The 22,868-nt window shown below is 64.3% G+C and carries 15 protein-coding genes; 8 read left to right on the top strand and 7 right to left on the bottom strand.

What is annotated here, in order from left to right; translation table 11 throughout:
- Nucleotides 1-165 precede the first annotated feature (165 nt).
- Both JF616_03470 and JF616_03465 read left to right on the top strand, forming a co-directional pair.
- Complete coding sequence (locus JF616_03470; GenBank protein MBW8886797.1) at nt 166-912, top strand: hypothetical protein; 747 nt, start codon at nt 166-168, stop codon at nt 910-912.
- Nucleotides 909-3,269, top strand: coding sequence for a DUF3160 domain-containing protein (locus JF616_03465; GenBank protein ID MBW8886796.1), 2,361 nt, complete (start codon nt 909-911; stop codon nt 3,267-3,269). Before JF616_03470 ends, JF616_03465 begins: the two co-directional genes overlap by 4 nt.
- Nucleotides 3,270-3,344: 75 nt before the next feature.
- Here JF616_03465 and wecB read toward each other — a convergent pair whose 3' ends face one another.
- The 5 genes from wecB to JF616_03440 are packed head-to-tail and all read right to left on the bottom strand — an operon-like array spanning nt 3,345 to nt 13,803.
- On the bottom strand, nt 3,345-4,460 hold the full coding sequence (gene wecB / locus JF616_03460; protein ID MBW8886795.1) for a UDP-N-acetylglucosamine 2-epimerase (non-hydrolyzing): 1,116 nt from the start codon (nt 4,458-4,460) through the stop codon (nt 3,345-3,347).
- Complete coding sequence (locus JF616_03455; GenBank protein MBW8886794.1) at nt 4,457-5,947, bottom strand: VCBS repeat-containing protein; 1,491 nt, start codon at nt 5,945-5,947, stop codon at nt 4,457-4,459. Before JF616_03455 ends, wecB begins: the two co-directional genes overlap by 4 nt.
- Nucleotides 5,948-5,975: 28 nt before the next feature.
- Nucleotides 5,976-7,349 carry a hypothetical protein gene (locus tag JF616_03450; protein MBW8886793.1) on the bottom strand — a complete coding sequence of 458 codons (1,374 nt, stop codon included), beginning with the start codon at nt 7,347-7,349 and terminating at the stop codon, nt 5,976-5,978.
- Nucleotides 7,346-8,659, bottom strand: coding sequence for a glycosyltransferase family 2 protein (locus JF616_03445; GenBank protein MBW8886792.1), 1,314 nt, complete (start codon nt 8,657-8,659; stop codon nt 7,346-7,348). Before JF616_03445 ends, JF616_03450 begins: the two co-directional genes overlap by 4 nt.
- Before the next feature lie 8 nt (nt 8,660-8,667).
- A complete protein-coding gene (locus JF616_03440; protein ID MBW8886791.1) occupies nt 8,668-13,803 on the bottom strand; it encodes a DUF2334 domain-containing protein in 5,136 nt (1,711 codons plus the stop codon).
- Between the two features lie 571 nt (nt 13,804-14,374).
- Here JF616_03440 and JF616_03435 point away from each other — a divergent pair.
- The 5 genes from JF616_03435 to JF616_03415 all read left to right on the top strand — a co-directional run bounded on the left by JF616_03435 (nt 14,375) and on the right by JF616_03415 (nt 19,342).
- Nucleotides 14,375-14,686: an RNA-binding protein gene (locus tag JF616_03435; GenBank protein ID MBW8886790.1), complete on the top strand. Its 312-nt coding sequence runs from the start codon at nt 14,375-14,377 to the stop codon at nt 14,684-14,686.
- A 109-nt stretch (nt 14,687-14,795) separates the two neighbouring features.
- Nucleotides 14,796-15,869 (top strand): hypothetical protein, encoded by a 1,074-nt coding sequence (locus JF616_03430; protein ID MBW8886789.1) that lies wholly within the window; start codon nt 14,796-14,798, stop codon nt 15,867-15,869.
- A 77-nt stretch (nt 15,870-15,946) separates the two neighbouring features.
- Nucleotides 15,947-17,401 carry a class I SAM-dependent RNA methyltransferase gene (locus JF616_03425; protein ID MBW8886788.1) on the top strand — a complete coding sequence of 485 codons (1,455 nt, stop codon included), beginning with the start codon at nt 15,947-15,949 and terminating at the stop codon, nt 17,399-17,401.
- Between the two features lie 4 nt (nt 17,402-17,405).
- On the top strand, nt 17,406-18,389 hold the full coding sequence (locus tag JF616_03420) for a TIGR01777 family oxidoreductase (GenBank protein MBW8886787.1): 984 nt from the start codon (nt 17,406-17,408) through the stop codon (nt 18,387-18,389).
- A 293-nt stretch (nt 18,390-18,682) separates the two neighbouring features.
- Complete coding sequence (locus tag JF616_03415; protein ID MBW8886786.1) at nt 18,683-19,342, top strand: hypothetical protein; 660 nt, start codon at nt 18,683-18,685, stop codon at nt 19,340-19,342.
- Nucleotides 19,343-19,360: 18 nt separating this feature from the next.
- Here the strand turns inward: JF616_03415 and JF616_03410 are convergent, their stop codons facing one another.
- Nucleotides 19,361-20,011 (bottom strand): DedA family protein, encoded by a 651-nt coding sequence (locus JF616_03410; GenBank protein ID MBW8886785.1) that lies wholly within the window; start codon nt 20,009-20,011, stop codon nt 19,361-19,363.
- 286 nt (nt 20,012-20,297) lie between these two features.
- On the opposite strand from JF616_03410, the gene JF616_03405 reads away from it, so the two are divergent.
- A complete protein-coding gene (locus JF616_03405) occupies nt 20,298-22,388 on the top strand; it encodes a sugar transferase (GenBank protein ID MBW8886784.1) in 2,091 nt (696 codons plus the stop codon).
- 3 nt (nt 22,389-22,391) lie between these two features.
- Here the strand turns inward: JF616_03405 and JF616_03400 are convergent, their stop codons facing one another.
- Nucleotides 22,392-22,796: a hypothetical protein gene (locus JF616_03400; protein ID MBW8886783.1), complete on the bottom strand. Its 405-nt coding sequence runs from the start codon at nt 22,794-22,796 to the stop codon at nt 22,392-22,394.
- Nucleotides 22,797-22,868: the final 72 nt, after the last annotated feature.

The raw sequence follows: 22,868 nt of genomic DNA, 5'->3' as shown, positions 1-22,868 counted from the left end.
ACCGGATTTTCACCGCAAGGTAAACCTCCGCTCGCAAAAAAGGAGCAGTCCCGGGGGGATGCGGATTTAGGCCAAAATAATTGGTGCGGACGCGAAAAAACGCCGGCGTACGGCGCCCGTTTAGGAGTATTTTTAGGCATCGCATACCCGATCCGGAGAGAAACCATGGAAATCCCGCGATTGCTCAGACTGATGCCCGTCGTTTTGGCTTTAGCCGCATCCGCTTATCCGCTGGAAATCCAGGTCACCTATTCCGCCGAGGGGAAAAACGCCCAGGTGCAGGTGCTGCATACGCCCGACCGGGAACCCTTGGCGGCCCTCCGCTTCCGTTTGCGCCTTAAGCCTTCGGCGGGTGTCCAGTCCCTGGCCGTCGCCAAGCCGGAGACCGGGCCCTGGGCGCAATTCCTCCCGCGCGCCGCCTTGGATGGGCAGGCCGTCACCGCCTTCGCGATGGCTCCCGCCACCGGGATCGGCCGCGATTCTTCCGGCCGCCTGATCGCCCGTTTCGACCTCGTCCTATCATCGCCGGGCAGCGTCGCCGCCGATTTGATCGACAGCGTCGCCGTCGTGGAGGCGTACGGTCCCGATGGCAAGCCGCTGACCCTGCAGACCAGCCTCACCACTTCCCTGGCCCGCCGCGCGCCCGCGCCGCGCGCCAGCTTCCGGCAGCGGGGCAACGCGCGTACCTTGACCTTCAACCTGGGACGGCCCGCGCGGGTGCGGGCCTGGGTGAGCGACATGCGCGGCCGCCGCATCGCCAGCGTGCTCGATCGCAAATTGCCCGCCGGCATCCAGGAAGCCACTTGGAACGGCAACGGACCGGGAGGCAGGCCTCCCGCCCCCGGGGCCTATCTGTTCCATCTGGAAGCGGGCACCTTCAGCTATGACCGGAAACTGGAGGTGGCGCCATGAGGTTCCTACGCGTCCTTCCCGCGGCCCTTCCCTATTGCGCCCTCTTGTCCCTTTGCGCCGGCCTCGCCGGAGCGGCCGTTCCCCGCGCCATCGATATCAACGGGGACGGCAAGATCGATGCGGACGATGCCCAGGCTTTTCTCGATGCGGTGGCGCAAGGGTCGGCGCCGGCCCTGGACCTGGACGGGGACGGTAAGACCGGCCTCTCCGACGCGCTCCTGTACGGCCGCTGGATCGACGGGTTGTTCAGCAAGCCCGCCGCGGGTTTGGGCAGCCTGTATTTCCAGGACCCGGCCGACTCCGGCGCCTTCGCGCGCTACCAGGACGATGCCAAGGCGAAGCAGGCGTGGGGCCTTCCGCAATTGCAGTCCGCCTATCCCGACGGGACCGTGCCCTTCGCGCCCGTAACCGGTCCCATCGAATTCGAGTCCGAAGTCGGCAAAGCCTTCGCGAAGTTCTCCTTAACGTTCGACACCGCCGCCTTCCGGGCCAAGGTGCGATCCCAGGGCATGGCCATCCCCGCAGGCCCCTCCTTCCCGAACTTCTTCCAGGCCTTGGATCAGATCCATGACGCGGATCTGCCGCTCCTGTTCACCAGCGATGCCCTCTTGCATACCCTCTACCTGAGCTATGACAGCCTGCTGGCCGGGATGGAGGAAAACCGTTTCGCGCTTTCGTTGGATTCCATCCTGGCTGGCGCCGAAGGCTACGTCGAGTCGCATTATCCCGAGGATGCTTCCAGCCGGGACGTGGCCGAACTGCTGGGGACCGCGCGCATGTTGCTCAATCCGCAACGATCGGACCTCGCGTCCACCCCGGGCATAGCCGCGCATCTGGCGGACATCAAGGCGCTGACGGAGAAGACGGTTTCCTTATGGGGCCGGGATACCCTGATCGATTTCTCCCAGTTCAAGCCGCGCGGGCATTATACGCGCAGCGCGCGGTTGACGGCCTATTTCCAGGCCATGATGTGGCTGTCGCGGGCCGATCTCGCCTTCGATTTGCGCGCCAATCCTCCCGATAACAAGCCCGCCTATACGCGCATGAAAAAGGACGCGGTGATCCTATGGGATTGCCTGATCAATTCGGGATCTTATCCGGCGTGGCTGGAAATCGATAAGGTTATCGGATACATGGTGGGCCAAAGCGATGGATTGAGCCCGCGGGGCATGGGACTGGTAATGCAGTCCCTGGGCGTGACCGATGCGCAAGCCTTCGTGGCGGCCTTCCCCGAGGCGCGTTTCGACTCGGCGATTGCGGCGGGCAACTTCGGCGCGCAGGCCATCCTTTCCCAGGCCAAGAAGTACAACCCCGGCGACCCGCTGGATCTTTCCCCCATCTTCTCCTTTATGCCCCAGCGCTTCATCCTGGATGCATTCACTTTCTCTCAGCTCGTGCATCCCGTTTCCGATCGCGTGCCCTGGCCTTCCTCCCTGCAAATCGCTTTTGCCTTGGGGGACAATTCCGCTTTGAAGGATTTGGCCAAGACGGGCGCGGCGGCGAACGGGATCTTGGGGGCGCAACGCGTACTCTACGATGGCATCAGCGCAGGGGGATGGCAAACCAATCTGTACACGGGCTGGCTCGGCTTCCTGCGCAAGCTGAACGGAGCGGAATCGAATCCCAAGGCGGCCCCGGTCTTCCGCTCGCCGGCCTGGCGCCTCAAGACGCGCAATACCCAATTGACTTCTTGGGCGCAGTTGCGGCACAACACCTTGCTGTACGCCAAGCAATCGTACACGGGAACCGTCCTATGCGATTTCCCCAAGGCCTACGTGGAACCCTACCCCGAATTCTTCGCCGCCGTCGCGGCCTATGCCGCCAGCGGCGCGGGCATGTTCCGGAATGATGCCCGGGCCAGCGCGTATTTCTCCTCCCTGAAGGACATTAGCGGACGCCTGCAAGCGATCGCGGCGCGTTCGGCCCAAGGCCTGGGTCCCGATTCGTCCCAGTCCGAATGGTTGCGCTCAGCCTTGACCTATCGGGCGCAGCCGCTGGGTTGCACCTCGGTGAAGGTCTACGACGGCTGGTTCCTGGACCTTATTTACGCTTCCGCGCGCACCGGCATCGACGGGAACAATGATGCTGTCATCGCCGACGTGCATACCAAACCCGAATCGGACGAGATCGGGCAGAAGGGCGTGTTGCACGTGGGAAGCGGCCCCATCCGCCTGGCCGCGGTGGCGATCCAGACCGACTCCTGCGTGACCCTCTATGCGGCGCCGGTCTCTTCTTTCTATGAAGTGCTGCGGCTCGGTACGCTGGACCGCATGACCGACGAAGTTTGGAAGGATTCACTGCGGACGACCGCGCCCCCGTCCCAGCCCGATTGGATCAAACCGATCCTTTCGCCCTGACATCGCCCCTACTATGACAGGGGCTCGAATCCCGCCTCGGCTTCGGGCCCTTAAGCGACAGGGCCTGCTCAAGCCTCAACCCAATCCAAGATGCTTCACCACCGCTGCGGCGATGCGGGGCGAGGCTTTCCCGTCCCCGTAAGGGTTGGAAGCCGCGCTGAGCTTGGCCCTTTCGGCTTCGTCGTCGAGGAGGAGGCGCGCTTCCCGGAGGATGTCCTCCTTGCGGGTCCCGGCCAGCCGCACCGTGCCGGCCTGCACCGCTTCCGGCCGTTCGGTCTCGTTACGAAGCACCAATACCGGCGCCCCCAAGGTGGGCGCTTCCTCCTGCACCCCGCCCGAATCGGTGAGGATGAGATGGGCCCGGCCCATCATCTTCACGAAGTCGAAATAATCCATGGGCTCCACGAGGCGCACGTTTTTGAGGCCTCCCAGGATTTCCCGCGCGGGGGCCTGTACGTTGGGATTGAGGTGGACGGGATAGACGATCTCGTGATCGGGATAGGCCAAGGACAACTCGCGGATGGCGCCGAAGATCTGGCGCATGGGTTCGCCGAAGCTTTCCCGGCGATGCACGGTGATGAGGATCAAGCGCTTGCCCGACTTTTCCAAATCGGGGAGCGGGAAAGGATGATCCATGCCCGCGGCGAGCAGCAAGGTATCGATGCCGGTGTTGCCGGTAACCGAGAGGGTACGGGGGTCGAGGCCTTCGCGCAGAAGGTTGTCGCGGTTGCCCGGGGTGGGGCAGAAATTCAGATCGGCGACTGCGGTGATGAGGCGGCGGTTGACCTCTTCCGGGAAGGGGTTGTACTTGTCGCCGGTACGCAGGCCCGCCTCCACGTGGCCCACCGCGATCTTCCCGTAGAAGGCGCATAGCGCCCCCAGGAAGGCGGTGGTGGTGTCGCCTTGCACCAGCATCATGCGGGGCTGATGTTCTTTCAGCACTTGCTCGAAGGCGGCGATGGCCTTGGCCGAGAGGCGGTAGAGGCTCTGGTTGGGTTCCATCAGGTCCATCTCGCAATCGACCTTGACCTCGAATCGCTTCAGCATCTGGGCCAGCATCTGCTTATGCTGGCCGGTGGAGACGACCAAGGTGGAAACCTCGGGCCGGGCCTGCAAGGCGCGGATGACCGGGACCATCTTGATGGCCTCCGGGCGCGTGCCGAAGACGACGGCGACGACGGGCTTGCTCATCGGCCTTGCCCTTCGCGGCGGGCGCCGGTATTGGATCGGGGATAGGCGCGTCCGCGGCCATCGTAGAATACGCCGGAACCGGGGCGGGTGAAAAGCGGGAGACTGGGATTGAGCCTCAGCGAGGCGCGGCCGAAAGCGGCCGGGCGCGGGGCCAACAAGGAGACGTTTCCTTCCCCGGAGAAGGCTTCGGCGAACCCCATTTCGGTGCCGGCGACCCAATCCGGGCTGCCGTTGCCATCGATGTCGCCCAAGGCGGCGACGTTCGGGACCTGCCCGCCCAAGCCGGCCGCCCACAGGCGCGTTCCCTTCCCGCTGATGAGGGCCACCGAGTCGTTGGATGTGCCTACGATGCAATCGGCCTTTCCATCCTTATCGATGTCCCCGGGCGAGGCGATGGACAGGATGGTGCTGGCATCCCCGAAATCGTACGTCCATACCGCCTTGACTCCCGTGCCCTTGGCGGCTCCGGATACGCAATGGACGGTCCCGTTGCCGTCGCCGATCAAGGCGTCGGCCTTGCCGTCGCCGTCCATATCCGCGGTGGCGGCCACGCTCACTCCGCCTTGGGAAACGGCATGCGACCAGAGGACTTCCCCATTGGCGCCGTTCAAGAGGTATCCCGAGTCGGCGCCGCAAGCCAGCAGGACTTCTTCCACGCCGTCGCCGGTCATGTCCGGGAAGGAGGTAACCTTCCAGATGTCGCCGGGCAATCCGCTTTTCCATTTGACCGCGCCATCCGCCAAGCCCAGGCAGTACACGGTATCGTTATTGGTCCCAACCGCCAGGCACGAGGGGGCCTTATTCTTCTCCCCGATCACCGCCAGGGAATTGGCGCCGGAAGGGACATCCACGGGCGGCCCCGCCATGATCTTGGCGCCGGGACCGGTCATACCTCCGGGGGGCCCATGGGTTTTGCTCGCGGGGACGCCAAAGGACCACAATTCCTTTCCTGAGCCGCCGCCGGGATTGCCGGAGAGGCAATAAACCGAATCCAATTCGCTGCCTACCGCCAGGTCGCCCGCCCCGTCCCCGTTCACGTCGGGCAAGGCCGCCAGCGATAGCACGGTTCCCAGGCCGGTGAGATAGCGCCACTTCAACTTGCCGTCGGCGCCGTTGATCACGGCCACCATCCCCGATTGATCGCCGCCGGCGGCTTCCGGCTTGCCGTCCCCGTTCAGGTCCGGCATGGCCGCGGCGGCGGAGAGCGTGCTCTTGAAGGGAAAGGACCAAAGCTGCTTGCCGGCGCCCGCCCCTTTCGCCTCCACCGCGTAGAGGGTATCGTCCTGCGAACCGACGAGGAGATCCTCGGCGCCGTTGCCGCTCAGATCGGCGATGGGTTCGACCGTCGTCACGCTGTAATCGGCGAAGAATTTCCAGAGGGAATCCCCGACGCTCCCCAGCGCGGGGGAGCGGCCCAACGCCGCGGCCGCCAATCCGACGATTAAGCCGAAACCCGCGCGGCGCTTTTCCGTTCCTTGCGTCAACATGATGCTCCCTTCCCCGGCGAAACCGGAATCACAATCCCAACCCGTGCCAAAAACTCGCGGTCACGCGCGTATCCGAAAACGTTTTCCCGTACGGATTCGGTTCCTGAACGCGCTCGCGCCCGTAATAGCCGCCCCACATCCATTCCGCCTTCACGGACAAATCGATGCGGCGGAAAGGGATATAACGCAGGCCCGGCCCTGCCATCGCCAGGTTGTTCCACCAATCCTTATGCGTATCGAACCAGGCGTAGCCGCCCGCATACGCCACCATGCTCCCCAATTTCCCCTCCAGCACCACGAAGCCCAGCGATGGGTTGGCGTACAGGATGAGGTTGCGGAAGCGCGCCGTACTATCATGGTATTCGCCATCGGCGCGGCGGGAAAGCACGTGCCTGGACAAGGAGGAATAGATGCAATCGGCGTAGACATCGCCCCAGAAGCGCATGGGCGCGGAGAGCCAAGCCGCCGGCGTGGCGTCTTCGTCCGGCGCGCCCCAGCCGTGCCAGAAGACCAGCCCGACCTTGAATTCGGAGGCCTCGCCGGCCGGGATCAGCGCGATGCTGTCCATGGCCTGGCGCAAGCTGTCCTTGGCGGTTTCCAGGCTGTCGGCTTGCAAGTGCAACCGGAGCAGGGCCCGCGCCAAGGTATCGCCCTGCTGTTCCGCCAGCTCCAGCGCCTTGCGATCCTGCGAGGGATTGCCCCCGCCCAGGGCGTTGCTATTGGCGTTGAAGATGGAGTCGTACATATGATCATGGAACCAGACCTGCATGGCGTCCACGCTGTCGGCGAGGCGGCCGATGCGGCCCTGCATCCGATCCAAAGGCACGGCCCCGCGAGAGACGCTCAGGTAGCGGCCCCAAGTCCCTTCCGCGAAGGCGATGAGGGATACCTTGCGTAGCAAGGAGATGCGCGCGCCGACTCCCCCGTCGGCGCGGTTGTTCCAATAGAAATCGCGTTGGTCGCGGTATACGCGGATCTTGGCGTACAAGTCGGCCTGGAGCGGGCCCGGCAAGCGCTTGCCCACCTTCCAATCGGTGAAGCCGGCCAGATTGTCGTCCTCGTGCCGCGAGTAGACGCCTTCGCCATAGGTTTCCAACCAGAGGGGAGGCGCGGCCTGGGCCTCGGGACCCGCCGTTTCGGCGCCGCCTTGGGCGGATTCGGCGAGAACGGCTTGGGCGGCGGAATCGGCTTCGGCCACGATGGAATCGGCCTGCTGGGCGGAATCGGCCGCCGAATCGATGGCCAGCGCGCCATTCTCGGGCGCGATCGGGGGCGGAGGCGCATAACGGGGAACGCTCCCGAGGGCCGCCGTGGACAACGCCAAAGCAAGGGCCGCCATGGCCCAGGCGGTCTTCACGCTCCTGACGGTCACCGTCCCATATGTCAAGGGGATCCGATTCATGCGGCCTTGCTCTCCGCGGCGGAGCCGGGCCCGGAAGGCTCGGGAGGCATGGCGGCATCGGTCTTGAAGCGCACCGTCTTGTCCCACACGCCCACGCGCGTGCGCGTGAAGTCGAGCCACAACGATTTGAACACCACGTAGATCCACAGCTGGCAATAAGTGAAGTACATGAGCGCGGTGACCAGCAGATTGGAGAAGGTGTCTTCTTTCTCGTAGGAGAGCACGAAGAAGACTTCGGCCAGGTACATGGCATAGGCCGAGATCCAGACCGCGGTGTAGGGGCCGGGGATATCGATGCGGATCACGCCCAGCAAGCTCAAGATGAAGATGACGTGCGAGAGGACGGTGGAGAGGAGGAACAGATAGTAGAGGCCGAACATATAGAGGAACTCGGTGGTGAGATGCCGGTTCTCGAAGCGGAGGGCCTGGCGCGCGAACTTGCCGAGCACGTAATTGTTGCCGCGCACCCAGCGCGTGCGCTGCTTGATCCACACTTTCAACGTTTCCGGTTCCTGTTCCCAGGTCACCGAAGTCGGGACGAATTGCACCTCGTAGCCCATCATCTGCAGGCGCACCGAGAGTTCGGAGTCTTCGGTAATCGCCTTCTCGTCCCAGCCGCCCACGGCGTCCAGGGCCGACTTCTTGATGATGTAATTGGTGCCCGGCAAGATCGCGAACTTGGAGAACCAATAGCGGCCGGCCTGGATCATCCATTGGAAGCTCAAGGTCTCGATGTTGACCATGCGGGTGAGGATGTTCTTGGCCTTGTTGATGCAGCGGAACTTGCCCAACACCGCGGTCAGGTTCGGGTTATGCACCATGGCCGAAGCCAGGATGCGCAGGGACTCGGGCCGGGGATTGTTATCGCCGTCGTAGATGGCGATGACGGGGAAGCGGCACATCTTCAGGCCCTCGTTGAGGGCGCGCGGCTTGCCCGAGCCCCGTTCCCGTGCGGGCCACGACAGGCAGCGCACCCGGGCATCTTCCTTGCCCAACCGTTCCACGATCTCCGTGGTCCCGTCGTTGGAATGATCGCTGATGACGATGACTTCGAACTTGTCCTTGGGATAATCCATCGCCAAAAGCGCCCGCACCGTATTCTCGATGACCATGGCCTCGTTGCGGGCCGGGATCATGGCGGAGACCGAAGGCAGTTCCGTATCGGCGGCCATGGCGACCGGGTTCTTAAGGAACTTGCGGCGGTAGATGTAGCCGCCCCAGGTGAGGATCAGGTTGAAGAGGATCATCCCCCAGATGATCAAGACCGAGAACAGGAACAGGAATTCAAGAATGGGACTGGAATAGGGCACGTTTCACCTCACGCTTGGGTCGGAGGGGCTTTTGGCGCCGGATGCGAACCGGGCGCCGCCTCTTCACCGGAATACAACCGCTTGAGCCATCCCCCTAGGTACAGGAGCAGGAAGGCCAGCACGGTTCCGACGCTGATGACGATGATGACGATGGAAATCCCGAAACTGGCCTGGCGCATGAGCGAGGAGGCCAGCGGGCGCGTGATGATGACCAGATCGTGGCTGCCCGCGGGGAGATCCAGGGCCGTGGGGACGGTCGCGGGCTTGCCGCCCTTGCCCTTGTCCGCGTCCACGGCGGCGGCCGGGCCCCATTGGAAGGGCAGGCCGTCGAGGGTGGCCGAGACCGGCGCCATGTTCATGGCCAACGCGGCGGGCACGGGGGAATCGTAGCGCAGGCGTACGCCTTGCAGGGTGGTGCGGGCGTCGGCGATGCCGCCGTTGAAACCGGTGATGCGGGCCGGGGCCAACAGGAAGGTGCGCCAAGCGGTCAGGCGCGAACAGGCTTCGATGCGATGGCGCCCTTCGGGCACCAGCAGGCGGCCGCGATCGTAGGCGGGCCAGAGCTGCCCGTCGACCATGACCTCGGGATTGGCGGCGAAGTCGAGATCGAGGGTGGAGCGACCGGGCGAATCCAGGTCCCAGGCCCCGGGCGCGAAGCTTTCGGTCGCGCGGGAGCCGGCGGCATAGGCCAGATCGCGGAAGTCGGTGTCGTAGATGTAGTCTTCGGTGCGCAGGGTGAGGCGCGTGCCTTCGCGCGCGGCCCGGGCCACCAGGGCCATCAGTTCCACGCCGCAAAGCTGGGGGGTGATGCCGCTGGCGGGCTTATGCACGTCGAAGTGCAGCTCCACCATCGGCTTCCAACCCGGATGCGCGCCGCTCCAGGACGCCAGCATGCGATCCAGGACGTCGGCGTCCATGCCCGCGCTGGGCAAGGCGGCTTGCAGATGCACGCGGGCGTCGCCGGTAATCAAAGCCTGCTGCCAGGCCAGTTCCCGATCGTTCGCGCCTGCGAAGGGCCGCGTGACCACGATCTCCGCCCCCGGCTTCTGCAAGGGGCGCTGCTTCTTGAGGAAGTCGACGGCGTCGGAGAGCAGGGCGATCTCGACCGAGTCGCGGTAGGCGGAGAATTCGTTCCAGGCCTTCATCGACCTGCCGTGGAATTGGGGCGACTTGGAATCGAAAATGGCGAGGGGATCATAACCCTTGTCCGCGCGGTAACGCGCGCGGAAGCCGGGATTGAAAGGGGTGATATGCTGGAGCGAATCGCCCGGGTTCGTGCCCGCGAACATGCGCCCGGTGAGTACGGCCCCGTCCCAGGGCGCCATCAAAAGGATCCGCTTCAGATCGTTGTAGGCGCCGGCGCGGGCGGTGTCGTTGGCGAAATCCATGTACTGCTTCCAACCGATTTCCGAATCCATCTCCGCATCGGTGCCGGCGGCCGTCTTCTCGCGCCAGGCGGGATGCTCATGCCAGAACTTGTCCGATACCTCGGGCAAATCCATCCAGGCGTAGGCCATGATCCCGTTCTTATGCAGCAGGTCGGCGAGATACCCGTATTCGAAGGTGTACTTGGCGTATTCATGCCAGGCCGCCGCGTACACGGCCCGCACCCCGTTCTTATGCCAGTTCTTCACCAGCTCTTCCAACGGGATGTCCTCCCGGCTGCCGGGATCGAAATAGACCTCCAACTCCGGGGACCGTAACGCCGGCGATACGTTGAACTCGCGTTCGATCAGGTCGAGCAGGAAAGGGAAGCGGTAGGGGCCCTGCGCGGGCGCGGCCGGAGCCGCGGCCGAAGCGGATGATGGGGCCGCCGCAGGCGCCGCGAACGGCACGGCGAAGAAGATGTACTTGCCTTCCCCGTATTCCCCGCCCGCCACCAGGGGCTTGTCGTCCGGGGTGCTGTACTCGTTCACGTATTCCACGTCGGCGTCGAAGGCGTAATAGGGCGAGGGCTGCGGCCATTTGATGGGCACTTGCGGCAGGTAATCGTCCTTGAGTTCGCTCACGGTGCGGCCGGAATCGGTGGCATGGATGCCCATATGCTCGGCGGTTTCGGAAGGCCCTTCCAGGATCACGTTCTTGCCTTTGGCCACCCATTGGGCCAGCATCAGGGCCTGTTGGGTGGACAACAGGGCGGCGGTGCGCGCGGGGACCACCACCAGGTTCACGGCCTCGGGTACTTCCAGGAAGCGATCGAGGCGTAAGGAATCGGGCTGGATGCCGGCGGCCTGTAGCGCCTGGGTCCAGGCCTCCTGGCTGGGCGGGAAATGGCCGACCGCATGCGCGCGGCCGGCGAGATGGGCGGCCAGATGGGCCGCGGCAGCGGTATCGGCAGGAACGTTGGGCATGGCCGGAAGGTCCTGGCCGGGCGGGGACCACAGGATCAGGGCCCGGGCCGGTTCCCCCTTCGCGAGCTTGAGGGGCGGCGGCGCGAACAAGCGGCTGCGGGCCTTCCCGAGCAGGCCCGCATCGGGCGGGGTGATGCGGGACAGCCATCCGGCGGGCTTATCGATGGCCTCGACCACATAGGTCCAACCCGGCGGGCAGCGCACGGTTTTCCGGAAGGGGAGGTTGACCGGGCCCTGGGAGGTCCATTCCTCGTGGCGCTTGCCGGCGTCATCGAGGTAGAAGGCATGTAACCACTTTCCTTGGCCGTCGAGGTCGATCTCCTGGCTGCCGCTTACTTGGGCCACGCCCTGGGCCTGCATCTTGAGGGGCATGGCGCGGATGTCGGCGAAGCGGTAGCCCTGGGCCTTGAGCCCGCGGACCAGTTCCTTCAGCACCTTGCGATCGATCCAGGGATGGAAGAAGAAGCTGCCGAAGCCGTCGCGGACCGCCAGGTTGTTTTGCGCGCAGCGCAGCAATGGCGCCGACTCCTGGCGATCGTTGGGGATATACCCCAGGTTCTCGGGGATGATGGAATTGCCGGACGGGTGCCTCCCGATGAAGTAGGGCACCAACTGGTCGAAGCCGGTCTTGTCGATCACCTGCCGGCGGCCATATTCGGCGCTGAAGAATTGGTCGGCCACGGAATAGTCGAGCTGGGAGCCGGCGTAGTGCGGAGTCTCCCAGGCGATGGGGTAGATGCCTTCCTTGCGCATCACGTCGATGCCGCGCTGGATGCGGGTGCGCACGTACTCGCGCGAGTCCTCGAACAGGGGCGTATCGTGCAGGGCGTCCCAGAATTCGTAATCGTGGGTGGAACGCCCGCGGTACTGATGCGTGGACCCGTGCATGACGATGGCGGCCCCGTGTTCCATCGAGTAGTGGATCGCCTTCACGAATTCGGGCTTGTCCTGCATGGTGACCACGGCGTTCTCTTCCGGGTCCACGTAATAGGGCACCAGGGCGATCGACCAGGGCACGCCTTCGCCGTGGAGCAGATCGGCGATCGCTTTCATCTGGCCGGGATCGGTGAGCGGGCAAACGTCTTCGATGCGTACCAGGGCCGTATGCGCGACGGGATGATCCTCGCCCACGAAATCGTGCAAGGCATCGGCGAAGACGGCGTCGCGGCCGCCTTCCACGATATAGTCCGTGGGGCAATCGGCCACGAACCAGAAATTCCCCGATCGGATCATATAAGGATAGAGGCCGCCGTCCTGGGATTTCACGCTCGCCAGCACTTTGGCCTTGGACGAATCCAGGATGGCCACGTGGTTTAGGATGGAGTCGGTCTTGTACAGCTCTTGGCCGTGGTAGAGGACGGTGTTGTAGGTGCCGGACTTATCGTGGTATTCCCACTTGAGCCCCAGGCGCGCCAGGGTTCCGTTGGAAGGCGCGTTGGCGATTCCCTTAGCCGTATCCTTATAGGTGGCCGTATCCCCATGGCCCCGGACCAACGGGCGGTCAAGCTGCCATAGGTTGAAATCGGCCCAGAAGATCTTCGCCCCCGGCTTCGCGGCGAAGCGCAGGAAGGCTTCGGGCAAGGGATGATTGTCCTTGTTGCCCACGTAGGCGACAAGATCGTTGGGCCCCACGAGCGAGTCGGCGAAGTTCTCCGCCAGGGTCACCCGGGTGGTGAGGCCGAAATGCCCGAACAAGGTGGCCACCTGGCGGGCGACCCCCAAGCCGCCGGGATCGTGCAGCACCAGGGCTTTGCGCTCGCTCTGGGTCCGCCAGGCCTTCTCCACGCCCGGCCAGGCCCCCAGGCTGTCGACCAGATGGGTGTCGTAAAACTCGATGCTTTGCGCGCCGCCGCGGCGCGCGGCCACCATGCTTTCGGCCAGTTCGTCCGGGCTCACCTCCACGGGACCCAGGGGGGTGATTTCCACGTGGACGAGGAGATGGGCGCGCGCGTTGATGTCGGCCAGGGCCTGCTCGGTCGCGTGCCGGGTCCAATCCGGCCGGAAGGTGGCGGGATTGTCGTAGCTGTCCGCCCATTGCTGCCACATCAGCTCGACGGAAACCCATTGCGGCCGATCGGGCGAATCCAAAAGGCGATCCACGTCCAGGCCGCTCAATTCCTTCTGCTTGGAGAACGGGAACAGGGACCCGTCCTTGCCGGCGGTGCCGATGAAGGTAACGCAGGCGCTACGCCCGGCCGCCTTCACGAGCTTGGACGAAGCCAGCAGCAAATCGGTGGGGGCCTGGGCGCGCAGGGCGGCATGCAGCGGGGAAAGCGCGTCGGCGGCGCCGGCGGCGGTTTCCTTCAGGCATAAGGGGCAATGGCAGACTTGTCTGCCCCAAACCGCCATGGGCTCGGCGAAATCGACGCCGTCCAGATCGGGGTACCGTTCCAGCAGATCGGATACGAAGCCGCGCCACCAGGCGGCGAAGCCCGGCTGGCGCGGGCACAGGAAATGCCGATCGGGGGCGGGCAGGAAATCCTTGCCGTCGGCCCCTTGGATGCGCCACTCGGGATGGGCCTCCCAGGCGCCCTTATGCTCGAATGCCGGCAGCCATCCGATGACCCGCACGCCGCGCTTATGCGCCGCATCCAGGACGATGCGCAGCAGATCCTCCTTGCCGTAATCGGTTTCGCTATTGCCGGGGTAACGCGTATGGTACACCGCGCCGTATTCGGGATCGTAGGCCTTGAAGAAGATGGAGTTGATGCCGTGGGTGCGCCATTCGCCGATGGCGGAATCGAAATAGGCCTTGGGCGCGCGCTTCAACCCGTAATAATACGACGGGTCCAAACGCACCCCTTGGATGCGATTGGCGGAAAAGTCTGCCCCAGGCCCGTTAGAGCGCGTGCATCCCGTAGCCAGGAACGAGAACACGACGCAGGCCAGGAGCGCTATACGAAGCGGTCCACTGGCTAATTTCAAGGCGAAGGCTAATTTAGTCACGGGGATAGGCGGAACAAGCGGATTCTTGCGCGCATGGCTCCGGAACCCCGCCTTGGTCGCATGAAATCCGGGACCTTTGGTTCCGAGGGGAACCAATCCGCCAGCCGCCATTGCGGGTAACCCGGGCGTTAGCCATCCCGGAGTAGCAAGAAGAGAAATGGGCTCCGGACCGCTACAGGCATTACGTTGGCGAAAAGCGGCGCGTTTATCCGGGATCATGGCCGCGAGTATACCTTAGGGCGGCTTGAATGTCATTCCGAGGGGTTAAAATCCGCGGGCCCCGCTTTGGGACCCGTATTATATTTAGCCACAATCAGTTACTTGACGTTCGGGTAGGACAGGGAAACCAAACGCTTTAACGACGATTTGCTTCGGGTCTTACCGGGTGGCTGATGTGTTCTTACAGAAGGAATCTTAGATGAATATCTACGTCAGCAACATCCCTTATCAGACTACCGAAGAAGAGCTTCGCGATGCTTTCGCCTCCTTCGGCAACGTGAGCTCGGCCCGTATCATCAAGGACAAGTTGACGGGCAAGTCCAGGGGTTTCGGGTTCGTGGAGATGGGCAACGACGACGAAGCCCGCGCCGCGCTCGAAGGGATGAACGGCGCCGAGCTTACCGGCCGGAAGATCAACGCCCGCGAGGCCCGGCCCCGCGAAGAGAGCCCCGGCGGCTTCCGCGGCGGACCCCGCCCGAACACGCAAAGCACCAACCGCGGCACTTACTGACGCGAAGCCGGGTGAAGCCGGCTTCGATTTTACCTTACGCGCCGGGAGCCGGTCGCGCCCGCGCCCCTTCGGCAGGGAGGGGTTACTGATTCGCTGCTTAAAATCCATATTGCCCGCCGCGCTCCTCCTATGCCTCCCCGGCCGCGAAATCGCCGCTGAATGGGAGGTTCTCCCATCCGGGACCCAGGAAACCTTACGCAAGGTTTTTTTCACGGACCCTCGCATCGGTTTCATCACCGGAGATCACGGTACCCTTTTATCGACCTTGGACAGCGGCAAAACCTGGACGCGACGTGAGCTGCCGTTTCAGGAGAATCTGATGTCAGCGTGGTTCACCGATGCGCGGACCGGATTCCTGTGCGGAAGCCAAGGCCTTATCCTCCGTTCTATCGATTCCGGACGGACCTGGGACAGCCTTCCCGTCCCGATCTCGACCGGCTTTATGCTCAACGATATCGCCTTTCCCTCGGCGGGAACCGGTTTCGCGGTGGGCACGGTCGATACCCTGCTGGTCTCCCGGGACAGCGGAACCACCTGGAGCGCGCAGGCTATGCCGGCCATGCCGACCGGCTTTCCCGCTCCCGGGTTTACGCTTTCGTTCCCGACCGCCAGCGACGGTTATCTCATCGGCGTCTCGAACATATTCCGGACCCGCGATGCCGGCCTTACTTGGAGTCCCACCGCTTTCAGTGCGGGAAGCGCTTTTGTGTACGAAGCCTACTTCTTCGGCCCGGACACCGGCTTCATCGCGGACACCAATTACGGAGGCCTGCTGGGAACCACGGACGGGATGGAGTCCTATAGCACCCTCATGCCGACGCAAATCAACCGCATCCATTTCCTCGACCGGAAGATCGGGTATGCCACCAATGGGGGAAATAAGTGCTATCGGACCGGGGATGGGGGGAAAACCTGGGCGCAAGACTCCTCGTTCGAACGGAGGACGTGGGGAAGCGTTCAGATCACGGATTTGGCCTCCTCGGGAGAACGGGCACTGATCCTGGTCGGGGAGAAGGGCCTCATCGCCCGCAAGGAGGAGGATTCCGGCCCCTCGACCGCCTTGGCCGGCAAACCCATCCGGAGCGGGATCCAATCCCGTCGCCGCGGAACCTTCCGGGCGGACGGGCGTCGGAACTTGAGGGCGCCCTTCAATGCGCCGTTCTCCGCCGCGGTTCAGGAATAAGCGGTTTACGGGATTTTTTCGGGATGCGATGAAGTTCCAGATGGCCGCTGATCCCCCGTAATTTTTATGTTTCCTAGGTGACTTCAGCAGATCCCCTTTCGGTATTGGAAGAATCCGCGGCCCCCTCCGAAGGCGGGAAGGGCGTGGCGCGGCATCCTTTTTTCATCAGCTGTCCGCGCAATCTGGAATCCCTGCTGGCCGAAGAGTTGCGCGAGCTCGGCATCTCCGGCGCCAAGGCCGTCTACCTCGGGGTCGAAGCCCAGCTTTCCCGGGAAGAGGTTTACCGGGTCGTTTATTGCTCGCGCTTGGGCTCGCGCGTCCTGCGGCCCATGGCCACCTTCCCGTGCCGCAATCCCGACGAGCTCTATGAGCACGCGGTCCAGTTCAACTGGTCCAAGATCTTGCGCACGGGCCAGACCCTGAAGGTCTCCGCTTCGGTTTCCGATTCGGCCATCACGCATAGCCAGTACGCCGCCCTGAAACTCAAGGACGCGGTGGTGGACAGCCTGCGGGAACATACCGGCGCGCGGCCTTCCATCGATCGGGAAACCCCGGACGTACGCCTGGATCTGTTCCTGCGGCATGACCAGGCCACCATCAGCCTCTACTATTCCGACGGCATCATGCATCGGCGCGGCTACCGGATCCAAGCGGTGGACGCCCCGCTCAAGGAGAACCTGGCCGCCGCCGTTCTCCGCTTCGCGAAGTGGAAAGGCGAGAAGCCGCTGGTCGATTTGTTCTGCGGCAGCGGGACCTTCCTCATCGAAGGCGCCATGATCGCCACGCATACTCCGGCCGGCTTCTTCCGCGAATCGCAGGGTTTCGAACCCCTGCCGGACTTCTCCGCCAGCCTGTGGCAGAAGGTGAAGGCCGAGGCCGACAAAGGCGTCCTGCCGTTGCCCAAGGGCCTCGTCACCGGCATCGACATTTCCGCGCGCGCCATGGCCGCCACGCGCGCCAATCTCGCCCGTACGCCCTGGATCGATGCCATCAAGCTGGTGCAGAAGGATTTCACCAAGCTGGAAGGCCCCTATCCCGATCGCGTCATCGTCGCCAATCCGCCCTACGGCGTGCGCCTGGAAGATACCCAGGAAGGCTTGCAGGAATTCTATAAAGCCCTGGGGCAGTTCCTGAAGGTGAAGTGCGCCGGGTCCAAGGCCTACGTACTCATTCCCGAAGGCGAATTGCACAAGGAAATCTGGTTCAAGCCCGAGCGGCGCCTGGACATCGACAATGGCGCGCTTTCGGTGGCCATCGTCGAATACGCCATCCTTCCCCCCCGGCCGCCGGAGACGCCAAAGCCCGCCCGTATCCTCAAGGACGAGGCGGCCAAGGCTGTCCAGCCGGCGCATTTGGGCGAGGCCGCCCCCCCGCTTGGCGGGGCCGTGGCGGAAACGGGGTCCGGGTCCCAAGCGGTGGATAAAGCGGCGTCGGATGCCGCAGCCGATGCCGGCAACGTCCCCGCCGAGAAGCTGGTTCCCAAAGCCGGCAAACCCTCCGCCTCCAAGGCCCGTAAACCTAAGAGCCCCTGACGGCATGATCGTTCTGCTGACCGGCGCGACGGGCTTCATCGGAAGAGCCGTGGCGGGCCGGTTGGCCGGGCAGGGCCATACCCTGCGCGCCCTCACCCGTAACCCGCAAGTTAACCAAGAGCCCCGGCCCCAGGCGTCGCGGCCCCTGGCGCCCCTGTCCCGAGCCCCCTCCTCCCAGCCGCCATTCCCGCCCGGTTGCCGGCTTTTCCCCTGGCGCGAGGGCGATCCCGTTCCGTCGGAAGCCTTGGAGGGAGCGGATGCGGTGGTCCACTTGGCGGGGGAAAGCCTCGCGGCGGGAAGATGGACGGCGGCCCGGAAGGAGCGCATCCGTTCCTCGCGGGTCGACGGTACGCGCGCCTTGGTGGATGCGATCGGGCGCATGGCGGTCAAGCCCAAGGTCTTCGCGGCGGCCTCGGCGGTCGGCTATTATGGGGACTCCGGAAACGGCCACGTCGACGAGAATTCGCCCGCGGGCGAAGGCTTCTTGGCCGGGATCTGCCGGGCTTGGGAGGCGGAGGCCTTCCGGGCCGAGGCCTTGGGGGTGCGTACGGTGGCGCTCCGCTTGGGGATCGTGCTCGGGAAGGGCGGGGTCTTGGCCAAGTTGGCCCCATTGTACCGGCTGGGCGCGGGCGCTACGCTGGGTAACGGCCGCCAATGGTGGAGTTGGATCCATCTGGAAGATGCCGCCGGCCTTTTCGCCCACGCCCTCGCATCCGAAAATCTGCGCGGGCCCTTGAATGCGGTCGCCGGGTCCGTCCCCCAACGCGAGTTCGCCCGGGCTTTGGGCCGGGCCGTGCATCGTCCGGTCCTGTTCCGGGCCCCCGCCTTCGCGTTGCGCTTGGCCCTGGGCGAATTGGCCGCTTCCCTATTGGAAGGCCAGCGGGCGACGGCGGAGAAGGCGCTCCGGTCGGGGTATCTTTTCCGTTACCCCGGGCTGGGCCAAGCGCTGAGCGCGGCGATCGCGCCCGAAGGCGGGCCTGGATCCTAATCCGCCCGGCGGTAAGATCGACGGGGGTCCTGTCGCGACCGTCCCCGGGCCCCGGCGCTCCAATGGCGCGCCATCGGGAGCGCCATTGGAGCGCCGAATAACGAAGCTACATTGCTGATTTCGGCCCAATGGCCCTAGTGAGGCACTGAATGAGGGCGCTCCAATGGCGCGCCAACAGAAGCGCCATTGGCGCTCCGCGGTTCGGGAAGCATCCCATGGCGGAGCCGGCGCTACGACAAGCCGCCTTCCGGGGGATGCCTGATGGGCGGACGCCTGATATAGAGGAGGAGTGCATGAGAAATTTCCGTCTCGCGCTTTTGGTCGGCTTGGCGCCTATGCTCGCGGCTGCGACGCCGCGTGAGCGCGCGCCTTCGCTGCGCATCGATGCCGCCGCCTACGATCTCGGGAACGGCGTCCTCCATATCGCCTTCACCTTCGCCAACCCCACCGATTCCGTCTTGTACCTGGATTGCCAAGTCCCGCCGCGGGCATCCCTCGCGGGGGGGACCCTCACCCTCATCTTCGCCCGCGCCGCCGCCGCGTCCGAAGGCGCCTTGGCCGGCGGCCCCGCGCCCAGCGATTCGGCCCCCGCCATCCCGACATCCGCAACCCCCGCGCCGGCGGCCACCGCGCCCTCCTCTTCGGCGCCCTCCGCTTCGGCGTCAGCATCCGTCGTCGATCCCGAATCCTTCCCGCCACAACGTATCGCGGGAGGGCAGACCTTCCAGGGGCAGCGCCGTCTCGATCGCGTGTTGGGCGACGCCTCCGCGCGGCCGAAATTCACGAACCTGCGTCTGGTGATGGGGTATTATGCCGAACGGGCGGAGGGAGAAGGACCTTCTTTTATGGTGGAACGCGGCAAGCGCGTCGCGGCGGCTCCCCATGCGGTGTCGCGCAAGGGCCAGCCGCCGGCGCCCCCTAAACCCGTGCGAATCTTCAGGACGGAACCTTAGAGGGGCCTTAGAGGAAGCTCAGGCGGACCCTCGGACGGACCCTCGGACGGAACCGCTCCCAGACTCTTCCCGGGAGGGGCGCCGATGGCGGGTATGCTTGCGCGATCCCTGCCACACCGCGTAGGCGCAGGCCAGGAATACCACGGGCCATATGACCATATGCAGGTATTTCCCCATCAGCGCGTAATCGCGGCCCAGCAGAAAGCCTCCGTAGCCGAGCACCGCCGTCCAAATGCCGTCGCCCAGCAGGGTGAAGGCCAGGAAGGAAAGGAAAGCCATATGCGAGGCGCCCGCAGGGATGTTCACGCAGGTACGCACGCCGGGCACCAGGCGGCCCAGCAGCACGGCTTTTATGCTATTGCGATCGAACCAATCGCCGGCTTTGTGGATGTGCGAAGGGCGGATGAAGAAGGCGCGGCCATGCCGGGCGAGCAATCTCTCTAAACGATCTTCGCCCAAGGCGGCGCCTACGAAGTACCAGGGCAGGTGCCCGAGCACCGAGCCCAGCAGGCCGGCCAGGACCACGAAATTGATGTCGAGATGGCCCCGGGAAGCCAAGAATCCGGCTAGGGGCATGATGATCTCCGAGGGCAGCACCGGCAGGATGTTCTGCACGAACATCAAGATGGCCACGCCCCAAACCCCGTTCCCGATCAGCCACTCGCGCATGCTATTTCCCTGTCCGTCCGCGGACGTTCGCCTTTTTCTCTTTTCGCCGAAGGGGGTCGCGGATCCTCGTATTGGGAAATACGTTTTTCCGGCTCCCGTCGGGAAAGCCGATCCTGAAAGCGCGTCTTCGTTGGGATCCCAATGCGGAAAGGCGGAAAATCGCCCGAAATCCAGGGCAAAAGGGGCTTTCGCCGACTTCAACGGATGCGAACGGGCGGGGCCACTTGGAAAAATAGGGGACCGGGGCCTATGATTGTGTCCGATGCGCCCAAGCCCAAGTGTTCTCGTGACTAAGCGGCTGATCGATATTGCCATCGGCTCGGCCGGATCCTTCGCCTTTCTGGTTTCCTATCCCGTCCTGGCCCTCCTGATCAAGCTGGAAAGCCCCGGCCCTACCCTTTATAGCCAGGAAAGGGTTGGCATCAACAAACGTTCGCGACGCCCGGATGGGTCGGAGGAAGGCGGCGGCCACGCCTCCCGCAAGTCCGACGTGGGAGGACGTCCGTTCAAAGTCTATAAGTTCCGCAGCATGCGCGCCGACGCGGAAAAGAACGGGCCCCAGTTCGCGCAAGGAGGGGTGGATCCGCGGGTGACCAAGGTGGGCTGGTGGCTGCGGGCCCTGCACCTGGACGAACTGCCGCAATTCTGGAGCGTCCTCATCGGCGACATGAGCTTCATCGGGCCGCGCCCGGAACGCGCCCATTTCACCGTCGAGTTCGGACGCACCATCCCCCATTACCTGAGCCGCACCTTGTGGGTCAAACCCGGCCTCACCGGCCTGGCCCAGATCAACCTCGGCCCCGACGATGGCCATGAGAGCGTGGTCCGCAAGACCTATTTCGATTATTCCTACCGCGCCTCTTTCGCGCATTTCTCCACCTGGTGGCGCATGGAATGGTGGGTGCTGATCAATACCCTCGGCTACCTGCTCATCAAGCCGCGCAAGGAAGGCGACACCCGGGAGCTCGATGCGCTTAAGCGCGTGAAGTTCCTCAATCTGCTCGCCCATTCGCCCCTCAAGCACGGAAGCCATAAGGTCACGGCCTGGGTGAAGATGGATCACGATGATCGTTCCGTGGTGCTGGAAGGCAAGGCGCCGGAGGACATCATGGCGCGCCTCTCGCGCCTGTCGGCCCGCGGCCTCAAGACCATGGACGTTTCCTACACGCCGCGCCGGGAATTCGATCTCGAGGACATGGGTTTCCTCGTGGAGCTGGCCCAGCGCGTGAATCAGGCCGGCGGCCGGCTCTCGGTGCGCGAGCCCAGCGCCCGCGTGCGCCGCATGTTGCGCGAAATCCACATGGACAAGGTGGTCAACGTCGAGCGCGCCGCCCGCGTGCGCAATTTCATGACCGTGGACGTGGAATGCTGGTTCCACGCCTACAACCTGAAGGAAAAGATCACCCCGGCGATGTGGCATCTGCAGGAAACGCGCATCGTGGACAACATGGAGCGCATCCTGCGCCTGTTCCGCTCCCACGAAGCGAAGGCCACCTTCTTCGTACTGGGCTGGGTGGCCGATCGCTTCCCGGACGTGGTGCGGATGATCGCCTCCGAGGGCCACGAGATCGGGACCCACGGCTACTACCATAACCTCATCACCGACATGACCCCGGCCCGCTACGAGGAGGACCTGCTGAAATCGCTGGAGGCCATCTCCAAGCACGCCAAGGGGCCGATCCTCGGGCACCGCGCCTCCAACTTCACCATCGTGCCCAGCACCTTTTGGGCGCTGGAAATCATGGCCAAGCACGGCATCGAGTACGACTCCAGCATCTTCCCCATCAAACGCGATCGCTACGGCATCCCCGATTACCCGAACCGTATGCCCCACACCTTGCATCTGCACAGCGGGCGTACCCTGTCCGAGTTCCCCATGTCCACCTTGGGGGTCGGGAACAAGTTCCTCCCCATGTCCGGAGGCGGATACCTGCGGCTGTTCCCGCATGCGGTGACCGAAAGCTTCATCGACGGCTGCAACCGCAAGGGCCAGCCGGCCATGGTGTACTTCCATCCCTGGGAACTGGACCAGGATCAACGGCGCGTGAGCGTGGGCCTGGTAAAGACGTTCCAGCATTACGTGAACCTGCATTCCCTGGAATGGAAGCTGAACCGGCTGCTCCAGAAATTCGCGTTCGGATCGATCAGCGAGGTGATGGATACGCGCCGCGTCCGCCTGATGCTGGGCCGGGACCCGGTCTACGTTCCCAGCAACATGGGGCCGGAATGGGGCGAGCAGGAAAGCCTCGAACGCGATAACGCCGCCCGCGCGGCCATCCGCGAACAAGAGCTCCGCGAGGCGCGCGAGGATCGCGAAGCCCGGGACGCCCGCGATAGGCGGGACGCGCAGGGATCGATCCGCATCACGCCGGCTTGAATGCTAAACGATATGCTGTCCGCCCCGGCGCCAGGTTTCCGGCGCGGTGACCATGGACTTCACCATCGCCAGCAGGGGATAAGGCTCCAGGGGCTGGGGCAGCACGTTGAGGGTCTTGGGCCCATCCCAGGCCGCCAAGTATTCTTCCATGAGCTCCGATGAGCCCCCGAAGAGTAGGAGCACGGGCAAGTCGGGCAAAGCGGGACGCCAATCCGAACGCGGCGCGGGAATCGACTCGTCCTCCGCATGCACCCCTAGGATGAGAAGATCGGGCGGGTCCGCGGCGATGAGGGCGGGAAGGGCGTCGTAATCCTCGGCTTCGAGCACGCGGTGATGGATGCCTTCCAGGATATAGCTCAGAAGGGCGCGGCAGCGCGCATCCGGTTCGCAAATGATGATCTTGGCCATAAATCCCGTGGGAGACCGCGCACCGCTTCGCGCTCTCGACCCGCAACCATTGTACGGCCAGGTGTCCCAGGC

Source organism: Fibrobacterota bacterium, assembly GCA_019509785.1.
Lineage (GTDB): Bacteria > Fibrobacterota > Fibrobacteria > UBA11236 > UBA11236 > Chersky-265.
Note: the sequence above shows the minus strand (reverse complement) of the source record. Positions and strands in the feature narration are given on the sequence as shown.

Excerpts from the sequence above, each read along its gene's own strand:
- JF616_03465 (MBW8886796.1), top strand. The coding sequence starts at position 909 with ATGAGGTTCCTACGCGTCCTTCCCGCGGCCCTTCCCTATTGCGCCCTC.
- wecB (MBW8886795.1), bottom strand. The coding sequence starts at position 4,460 with ATGAGCAAGCCCGTCGTCGCCGTCGTCTTCGGCACGCGCCCGGAGGCC.
- JF616_03435 (MBW8886790.1), top strand. The coding sequence starts at position 14,375 with ATGAATATCTACGTCAGCAACATCCCTTATCAGACTACCGAAGAAGAG.
- JF616_03410 (MBW8886785.1), bottom strand. The coding sequence starts at position 20,011 with ATGCGCGAGTGGCTGATCGGGAACGGGGTTTGGGGCGTGGCCATCTTG.
- JF616_03455 (MBW8886794.1), bottom strand. The coding sequence starts at position 5,947 with ATGTTGACGCAAGGAACGGAAAAGCGCCGCGCGGGTTTCGGCTTAATC.
- JF616_03415 (MBW8886786.1), top strand. The coding sequence starts at position 18,683 with ATGAGAAATTTCCGTCTCGCGCTTTTGGTCGGCTTGGCGCCTATGCTC.
- JF616_03400 (MBW8886783.1), bottom strand. The coding sequence starts at position 22,796 with ATGGCCAAGATCATCATTTGCGAACCGGATGCGCGCTGCCGCGCCCTT.
- JF616_03450 (MBW8886793.1), bottom strand. The coding sequence starts at position 7,349 with ATGAATCGGATCCCCTTGACATATGGGACGGTGACCGTCAGGAGCGTG.
- JF616_03470 (MBW8886797.1), top strand. The coding sequence starts at position 166 with ATGGAAATCCCGCGATTGCTCAGACTGATGCCCGTCGTTTTGGCTTTA.
- JF616_03420 (MBW8886787.1), top strand. The coding sequence starts at position 17,406 with ATGATCGTTCTGCTGACCGGCGCGACGGGCTTCATCGGAAGAGCCGTG.